Here is an 8069-nt window from a genome sequence, read left to right as displayed (position 1 = left end):
CTCTGGCTCTGGCTCTGGCTCTGGCTCTGGCTCTGGCTCTGGCTCTGGCTCTGGCTCTGGCTCTGGCTCTGGCTCTGGCTCTGGCTCTGGCTCTGGCTCTGGCTCTGTAGCAGGCAAGTCGCCAGCAGGACCCTCGTCAATAGGCTCCGGAGTAGTAGCGGGGCCCGGGGCGTTGGTCACAGCCGCCTGATCCTGGCTGGCGCCTGCGCCGGGCTCAACAGGCGCCGTCGAGCCATTATTCTGGTCAGTGCCAGGCCCGACCGTAACCATGGATCGGGTGGGCTCCTGTTCTGGCGCCACCCGCGCAGACTCCGCATCCAGAGTCTGCTCGTAGCGACTGGCCACGAACCACCAGGAAGCGCCCAACAGCACAACCGCGAGGGCCACCCATCGCAGCGGCCCGGACATTGCCCGCATGGCGCTACCAGAAGCCTTCCCGGGTGTCGCCGCCATATCCAGCCAGACAGCATGGGCAATCCGCTGCAGGCGGCCGGGACTGCCCTGGGCCAGCGCGGTCAGTTGATCCAGGTGACGCCCGGACAACAGCTCAGAAGGCTTGCCTCCGGCCTTGAGCACCCTGGGCTCAAGGTACTGACGAATGTCTTCCCGCTCAAACCATGGCAAACCGATAGTATGCACCGCGGCAGCCACGCCCTCGTCAGCACCCAGACCCAACTGATCGTGCAGGTCACCGGAGCCGGACAGAACGGGCACCGCTGCAAGGGAACGGTCAGCACTGCAAAAGGCGTCCAGCAACGCCCGTAAAACCCCGGTGGAGGCCTGATCAGCATCATCGACCAACAATACCTGTCGGCGACCCTTACCGGTTGCCTCTTCCGACAAGCTGAAAAATGCCGACAGCGCCTCTCTGGCTGATTGCCCCTCGGGCGGGCGCCGCCCGATTCCCCGATAGAGGGCTCGCACTGCCATGTCAACGGTATCGAGTTTACCGGCATCGAGCCGGATGAATTCCAGCCGTCCGCCCTCGCTTCTCACCAGCTCTCCGAGCAACCGGGTTTTTCCGGCACCACGGGCACCGGACAACACCAGTGCCAGATCACCAAAGCCACAAAGGTGGCGAAGGGTTTCCAGCGCGTGCTGACGCTGAGCGCCCGCGTAGAATGGTGTCTCCAGGGCGAGCGGGTCTTCCCTCAGGCCGTACCGCTCCTGCAACCGGGGAAACAGCCCACCGGCTTCCAGGCCTGTCAGAACATCGCTCATGGGTGCACTCGCCTCCTGTGTTCCTGATCCATCAATGGCAGAACGTGGCAAGCGTATCGGCCAGGGCATCAGGTGAAAACCGGTCGGTGACCTCGGCCTCTCCGAGCCCGCGAAGGAGTATCAGACGCAGCTGGCCATCCACATTCTTCTTGTCCACGGCCATCAGATTCATGAAATGATCAGGCGTCATGCCGGCGGGCACACTGGTGGGAAGCCCGGCAGACGTCAGGATCGACTCCACACGGCGCCTGTCCTCGTCTGTAATAAGTCCCAGCCGGTTTGACAGGTCTGCAGCCATCATCATGCCCGCGCCAACCGCCTCTCCATGGAGCCAGTTGCCATAGCCGGCATGGGTCTCGATGGCATGGCCGAAGGTGTGGCCGAGGTTGAGAATGGCGCGCAAGCCGCCTTCCCGTTCATCCTGAGCAACCACCTCAGCCTTGCAGGCACAGGAGCGATAAATGGCCTCCGTGAGGGCATCAGCATCGAGACCGGTCAGGCGGGACATCGAGTCTTCAAGCCATGCCAGAAAATCCGGCTCTCTGATCAGCCCGTACTTGATCACTTCCGCCAGTCCCGCCGAGATTTCCCTGCGAGGCAGGGTCTGCAGGGTGTCTGTATCGATCAGCACACAACGAGGTTGATGAAAAGCGCCGATCATGTTCTTGCCCAGCGGGTGGTTGATGCCGGTTTTTCCGCCCACCGATGAATCCACCTGGGCCAGCAGGGTGGTGGGAATCTGGATAAAATCCACACCACGCTGGTAGCAGGCCGCGGCGAACCCCGCCATATCACCCACAACACCGCCACCCAGAGCCACCAGTGTGGTCTTGCGGGAATGACGCTGCTCCAGCAATGCGTCAAATATCCGGTTCAGGGTTTCCCAGTTCTTGAAGGCCTCACCATCCGGCAGGATTACCTCATTCAGCCGGCAACCCGGAAAGCTATTGCGAACCATTTCCAGGTACAGCGGCGCCACGATGTCGTTGGTCACAATCATCACCGTACTCCCTGACACGTAGGGGCTCAGGTCGCAGTTTCCCAGCAATCCTTTACCAACCAGAATCGGATAACCGCGGTCACCCAGCTCCACCCGGAGCTCACGGTATGCTTCAGACATGCTTCTGGTCCTCTTTTCGTATCTTCCGCCGCTGACGAGGGGTTCGGGGGTTCAGGCGATTGATGATCTGCCGCACCACCAGCCGCGGGCTTTTCCGGTCCGTCAGCATGACAATGTCTGCCAGTCGTGAATAAATCGGGTCGCGCAACTCGAAGAGGCGCCGCAGCACCGCTTCGGGATCATCATTCTGCAGCAGCGGCCGGTTACGATCCTTGCGGGTGCGCTCTATCTGCTGCTCCAGGGAAGCCTTGAGGTAGACGATGACCGCATCGCGTTTCAGCCACTCGTGGTTTTCGTCCTTCATGATGGCACCCCCGCCGGTAGCCAGTACCGACGCGCCAATGTCGGAAAGCTCCCTGAGTATTGCCGACTCCCGCTGTCGAAAGCCGCCCTCTCCTTCAACGTCGAAAATCCAGGGGATATCCGCGCCACACCGCTCTTCGATCATGCGATCAGAGTCCAGGAAGCGATACCCGAGCTCCCGGGCCAGCTGGCGACCGATCGTGCTCTTGCCTGCCCCCATAGGCCCGACCAGCACGATTCGACTTGGTAACGGCATTACATCCACTCCCGATTGATCAGGCCGGTGAGAATACCATAAACACAAAAAAGCCGCCGGTGTGACGCGGCGGCTTTTTGTTGAGGTCACCCGGTTAGTCGATCAGATTATCCTGCATGATCTTTGGCGTGATAAAGATCAGCAGTTCGCTGCGCTCGTTGATATTTGAGGTGCGGCGGAACAGGGTGCCAACAAAGGGAATATCCCCCAGCACCGGCGTTTTGGTGACCGTCGTCGCCACTTCGGACTGGAAGATGCCACCCAGCACCACGGTCTCGCCGTTGCCAACCAGCACCTGAGTAGTCACCTCGTTGGTATTGATACTGGGAATGCCCGCCGTTTCCTGTCCACGGGAATCCTGATTCACCCGAAGATCCATGATGATCTTGTTGTCAGGGGTGATCTGCGGGGTCACTTCCAGTGACAGGGCGGCCTCCTTGAAGGACACCGAGGTGGCACCACTGGAGGAAGCTTCCTGATAGGGAATCTCCTCACCAGACTTGATCACAGCGGTCTGACGGTCTGCGGTGACGACACGTGGCTGGGACACCAGCTCAGCCTTGCCATCGCTCTCAAGGGCCGATATTTCCAGGTCAACCAGGAAGTTGGAGCTACCCAGACCGATGGCGAATGAGGAAGCCCCGGCATCTGAGACACCCAGGTCAACAACCAGGGCGTCGGGATATACCACTTCCTGATCATTCCATACGCCCTCATTGCCCTCGATGGAACCACTACCATACAGCGTGTTGCTACCATCGTCGTCAAAGCCACCGCCGCCCCAGCGGACGCCCAGGCTCTCGGCCACATTGGTTTGGGCACGCACAATCCGCGCCTCGATCGACACCTGTCGTACCGGAATATCCCAGGTGTTAATCAGGCGACGGATCTCTTCCAGTTTCTCGGTGGTTTCCCGAACACTGATGGTATTCGTGCGCACATCCGAAGAGATAAAGCCCCGATCGGAAATCAGTTCCTCGTCTTCCTGGATAAGGCCGACAATGTCTCCTGCCTTGGCGTAGTTGACCTGGATGATTTCCAGGCGCACCGGCGCCAGTTCAGCAATCTGCTTGTTGGTTTCCAGTTCCAGACGCTCACGGGCGGCGATCTCTTCCGCCGGTGCCACCAACAGCACGTTTCCGATCTGGCGCTTATCGAGGCCCTTGGTCTTGAGAATCAGTTCCAGCGCCTGATCCCATGGCACATTCTGCAGGCGCAGGGTAATACTGCCATCGACTGTGTCACTGGCCACCAGGTTCAGGCCGGTGAAATCGGCGATCAGCTGGAGCACAGAGCGCACTTCAATGTCCTGGAAGTTCAGGGACAGCTTGTCGCCGGTGTAGGGGAATTTCTCCTCCCGACGACGCTCGGCCTCTTCTTCCGTCAGTTCCTCGACACTGACGGTGAAGCGGGAGCCGGATTGGTACGCAAGGTAGTCGTAAGCCCCCTCCGGACGAATTTCGACAACCGCATCGCCACCTTCCATGAAAGTGTCCACGCGGGTAACCGGTGTGGCAAAATCGGTCACGTCCAGACGACGACGCAGGTCGGACGGCACTTTCGCGCCATCCATGACCAGCCGGATCCGGCCACCCTGCTCGTTCAGGGCAACCGGGACCCGGCTGTTGGACAGGTCAATGATTACCCGACCTTCGCCATCCGCCCCCCGGCGAAAATCCACACCGGTAATGGCATCGCCGGATACGGACTCAGGTGAGGACACCGATGTGCTGGCAGAAGACGCGGAAGCAGCAGAAGCGGTCCCGGCGTCGCCAGTACCGATTGTGACGATCAGGTTATTGCCCTCCACCTCGGTCTCGTATGGCGTGAGCTCAACAAGGTTGAAGATCAGGCGGGTACGATCCTGTGTTTCCACCACCGTCATGCTCTGGGTGTTGCCGTCCCCCAGGGTCATGTTACGGCTGTCCAGACCACTGACCGTGTCGTTCAGATCAATGGCGATCCTGGCAGGTCGCTCAATGGTATAGCCGGTGGGTTCCGGCGGAGTACCGTCAAAACTCAGGACTACTTCGGTGCGGTCGCCAGAGAGCGAGGAGAACTCCACGTCCTGAAGCGTTGCCGCATTAGCAATACCGGCGGCTATCGCCAGAGTTGCCGCGCTCATCAATACCGTGAATTTTCTGAACATCGCTAGCCTCGACCCCAAAACTTGTGTTGCTTGCCTGTTACTGTGTGTATGCATGTTCGCGCCGCTCCTTAGCCTTGTTCTTCCAGAGAGAGGGATCGGGGCCTTTCAACCCAGCCCCCCTGTCCATTGGGCACTATTTCCAGCAGCTCAACTCTGGTTTCGCTGATACCGATAATGCGGCCATAGTTGGTCCCCATGTAGTTACCAGTGCGGACACGGTGGATGCCGCCCTCAGCATCTTCTATCAATGCGAACAAATTTCCGCCACTGCTTGTGAGAGTGCCGACCATCTGAAGTTCGGTCAGACCGAAGTTCTCCAGCACCTCTTTCGGCCGATCGAGATCCGGCTCCACGGTGCTTTCGGGCGACTCGTCCAGCATGGTCAGCTGAACATCCACGGGTGGCTCGAACGGCGCACGGCGATCCGCTGCCGAATAGGTAAAGGCCTCGTAAGCCTGAAATTCCGGTAAGGGTTCCACGTGTCCCCGTGGCTTGGCACGGGTTTCTTCCATGAATCGGTCAAGATCTGAAAAGCCGCTTTCCTGGGTGCATCCGACCAGCACCGTTGCCAGACAAACTCCCAGCCAGGCTTTCATTGCATGCTGTCTTGCCATGCTCATTCTCCAGCCCGGTAGCGGTAGGTTCTGGCGACGACCTGCATATCAAGCTCATCCGAATTACCGCTTTTTGGTGTAATGGTGAAATCGTGCAAGGTGACGATACGGGGCAGACCGGCAACGCTGCTGACGAAAGACGCCAACTCATGGTAGGAACCGCTGGCCTGGATACTGATCGGCAGCTCGATATAGAAATCACGCTGCTGCTCACCCTGGAGCTGGATTTCCTGCAATGACAAGCCACTGCCGAGTGCCGTATTGGTGATATCTTCAAGCAGCCCGGGCACTTCGGTATCACTGGGAAGCTGACGCACCAGAGCCCCGAAGGTTTCTTCCATTTCCTCCATCTGCTGCTTGAACACCTCCAGGTTAGCCACCTGGTAGGCCTTGCGTTCATATTCCTGACGCAATTCCGTTTCCTGGCGCTCGACCCGCTCCAGCTGGGCGTACTGATCCTTGATGAAGAACCAGTAGCCACCACCAACAATGAGACCGACAATGATCAGTGTCACGATGAACTTGATGGGGGCGGGCCAGATACCGGCATTATTGACATCAAGATCATTGATATCGAATTCGTTCAGGCTTTTGAGAGAGTCCGAAAGGCTCACTGGTTACTCTCCTCTTCTTCCAGCTCGGGTGTGGTCTGACTCACTGACAGGTTGAAGTCGCTGTAGCCATCACGGCGATCGTCAGCGGCGGCAACATTGGTCAGATTGGGATTGGTGAACCACTCGGAGCGTTCGAAATTTCTCATCAGGGTGGATATCCGGCTGTTGGATTCGGCCATACCCTCGATACTCAGCCGGTCCTTGGTCTTGCTGAGATCGGTGTAGAACAGCCCTTCCGGCAGGGTGCGAACCAGCTCGTCAAATACACGGACAATGACCGGGCGCTTGCCTTGCAGGTCCTGAATGACCTCCATCCGCGCCAGCAATTCTTCCCGCTTCTTGCGCAGCTGTTCAATTTCCCGGATCTGACTGTCCAGCTTGCCGGAGGCAGCCTCGATATAGTCGTTGCGGGACTCCTGGTAGGCAATGCGGTTATCCATGTCGGTGTTCCACAGGAAGACCAGGCCAGCTGCAACAATGGCAGCACCAAGCAAGGTGGTGATGAACCGCTTCTGCTTTTCCGCCCTGAGCTCCTCTCGCCAGGGCCTGAGGTTGATCTTGGCCATCAGTCAAAGCTCCTCATTGCCAGTCCACAGGCAATCATCAGCGAGGGCGCATCGTTGGTCAGTGCCGACGCATTCACCCGGGAGCCTACTGCCATATCAGAGAACGGGTTTGCCACAATCGTGGTGGTGGCCGTCTTCTCCTCGACCATTTCAGCCAACCTCTGGATAGAGGCTGTGCCGCCGGCGAGGAGCACGTAGTCCACAGCGTTGTACTGGCTCGCGCCGAAGAAGAACTGAAGTGCCCGTGCGACCTGCTGCACAACGGCCTCCCGGAACGGCTCGAGCACCTCGGTCTCATAGTCATCGGGGAGACCACCCTGCTTTTTGGCCAGACCGGCTTCCTCCACGGACAGCCCGTAACGGCGCTGGATCTCCTCGGTCAGCTGTTTGCCGCCGAAAATCTGTTCCCGGGTGTACACGGTCTCGCCACCGGCCAGCACGCTGAGCGTGGTCATGGTGGCACCGATGTCCACGATCGCTACCACCAGCTCCTCACCATGGGAATCCAGCTGGGGCTCGATCAGGGCGTAGGCCCGTTCCAGAGCGTAGGCCTCGACGTCGACAATTCGGGCCGTGAGCCCGGCAATCTCCAGAGCATCCTCGCGGATATCCACATTCTCCTTGCGGCATGCCGCCAACAGGATATCAACCTGATCGGGATTGGTTTCGGAGGGCCCCTGAACTTCAAAATCAATCGCCACTTCGTCAAGGGGGTAGGGAATGTACTGGTCGGCCTCGAGAGCAATCTGATCCTCCAGTTCGAACTCATTGAGCCCGGCATTCATCTGGATGACCTTGGTAATCACCGCGGAGCCCGACACCGCGACAGCCGCCTGCTTGACCCCGGTCCGGGCCTTGCTGACGACCCGTTTGATGGCATCGCCCACCGCTTCGACATCGGTGATATTTTTCTCGACAACCGCATTGGCTGGCAGCGGCTCGACAGCATGGCTTTCCACCTTGTAGCGACTGCCCTGCTTCGAGAGCTCCAGCAGCTTGACCGAGCTGGAGCTGACGTCCACGCCCAGTACGGTACTGGATTTTTTTCCTGGTAATCCGAACACGCGCTCACCTTATACCTGGACAACCTTACACCTGGCCTGCGCCAGACTCCGGCCGTAAAACCCTGGCCTGACTGCTTTTACGCACTGATTCTTGTAGTACTGCGCAGCAGTTACCTTTATGTGATCTTTATGTAAGAGAATTTTTCGTGTTTTAGGTCTACA

At 58.8% G+C, this 8069-nt stretch carries 8 protein-coding genes; all 8 read right to left on the bottom strand.

Going from position 1 to position 8069, the window contains the following annotated elements; all coding sequences use genetic code 11:
* Positions 1-1221 (bottom strand): ATP-binding protein (locus IE079_RS14230; protein ID WP_227712514.1); only part of this gene is annotated, 1221 nt, incomplete at its 3' end.
* Between the two features lie 31 nt (positions 1222-1252).
* Entirely contained in the window at positions 1253-2341 is a 1089-nt protein-coding gene (gene aroB / locus IE079_RS14225; RefSeq protein WP_189577446.1) for a 3-dehydroquinate synthase, read from the bottom strand.
* On the bottom strand, positions 2334-2900 hold the full coding sequence (gene aroK, locus IE079_RS14220) for a shikimate kinase AroK (RefSeq protein ID WP_189577445.1): 567 nt from the start codon (positions 2898-2900) through the stop codon (positions 2334-2336). The genes aroB and aroK overlap by 8 nt, the downstream gene beginning before the upstream one ends.
* A 94-nt stretch (positions 2901-2994) precedes the next feature.
* Positions 2995-5049, bottom strand: coding sequence for a type IV pilus secretin PilQ (locus IE079_RS14215; protein ID WP_189577444.1), 2055 nt, complete (start codon positions 5047-5049; stop codon positions 2995-2997).
* A 68-nt stretch (positions 5050-5117) separates the two neighbouring features.
* Complete coding sequence (locus tag IE079_RS14210; RefSeq protein ID WP_189577443.1) at positions 5118-5663, bottom strand: pilus assembly protein PilP; 546 nt, start codon at positions 5661-5663, stop codon at positions 5118-5120.
* 2 nt (positions 5664-5665) lie between these two features.
* On the bottom strand, positions 5666-6277 hold the full coding sequence (locus IE079_RS14205; RefSeq protein WP_189577442.1) for a type IV pilus inner membrane component PilO: 612 nt from the start codon (positions 6275-6277) through the stop codon (positions 5666-5668).
* The gene (locus tag IE079_RS14200) at positions 6274-6843 is read right to left on the bottom strand and encodes a PilN domain-containing protein (RefSeq protein WP_189577441.1); all 570 of its coding nucleotides are present in this window, start codon (positions 6841-6843) and stop codon (positions 6274-6276) included. Before IE079_RS14200 ends, IE079_RS14205 begins: the two co-directional genes overlap by 4 nt.
* Positions 6843-7907 (bottom strand): pilus assembly protein PilM, encoded by a 1065-nt coding sequence (locus tag IE079_RS14195; RefSeq protein ID WP_189577440.1) that lies wholly within the window; start codon positions 7905-7907, stop codon positions 6843-6845. The genes IE079_RS14200 and IE079_RS14195 overlap by 1 nt, the downstream gene beginning before the upstream one ends.
* Between the last annotated feature and the right edge of the window lie 162 nt (positions 7908-8069).

It is taken from the genome of Marinobacter zhanjiangensis, from assembly GCF_014651935.1.
Lineage (GTDB): Bacteria > Pseudomonadota > Gammaproteobacteria > Pseudomonadales > Oleiphilaceae > Marinobacter > Marinobacter zhanjiangensis.
The sequence above is the reverse complement of the archived record's forward strand: the minus strand, read 5'-3'. Positions and strand labels throughout refer to the sequence as shown.

Coding starts and splice junctions, on each gene's coding strand:
- IE079_RS14210 (WP_189577443.1), bottom strand. CDS start 5,663: ATGGCAAGACAGCATGCAATGAAAGCCTGGCTGGGAGTTTGTCTGGCA.
- IE079_RS14200 (WP_189577441.1), bottom strand. CDS start 6,843: ATGGCCAAGATCAACCTCAGGCCCTGGCGAGAGGAGCTCAGGGCGGAA.
- aroB (WP_189577446.1), bottom strand. CDS start 2,341: ATGTCTGAAGCATACCGTGAGCTCCGGGTGGAGCTGGGTGACCGCGGT.
- IE079_RS14215 (WP_189577444.1), bottom strand. CDS start 5,049: ATGTTCAGAAAATTCACGGTATTGATGAGCGCGGCAACTCTGGCGATA.
- aroK (WP_189577445.1), bottom strand. CDS start 2,900: ATGCCGTTACCAAGTCGAATCGTGCTGGTCGGGCCTATGGGGGCAGGC.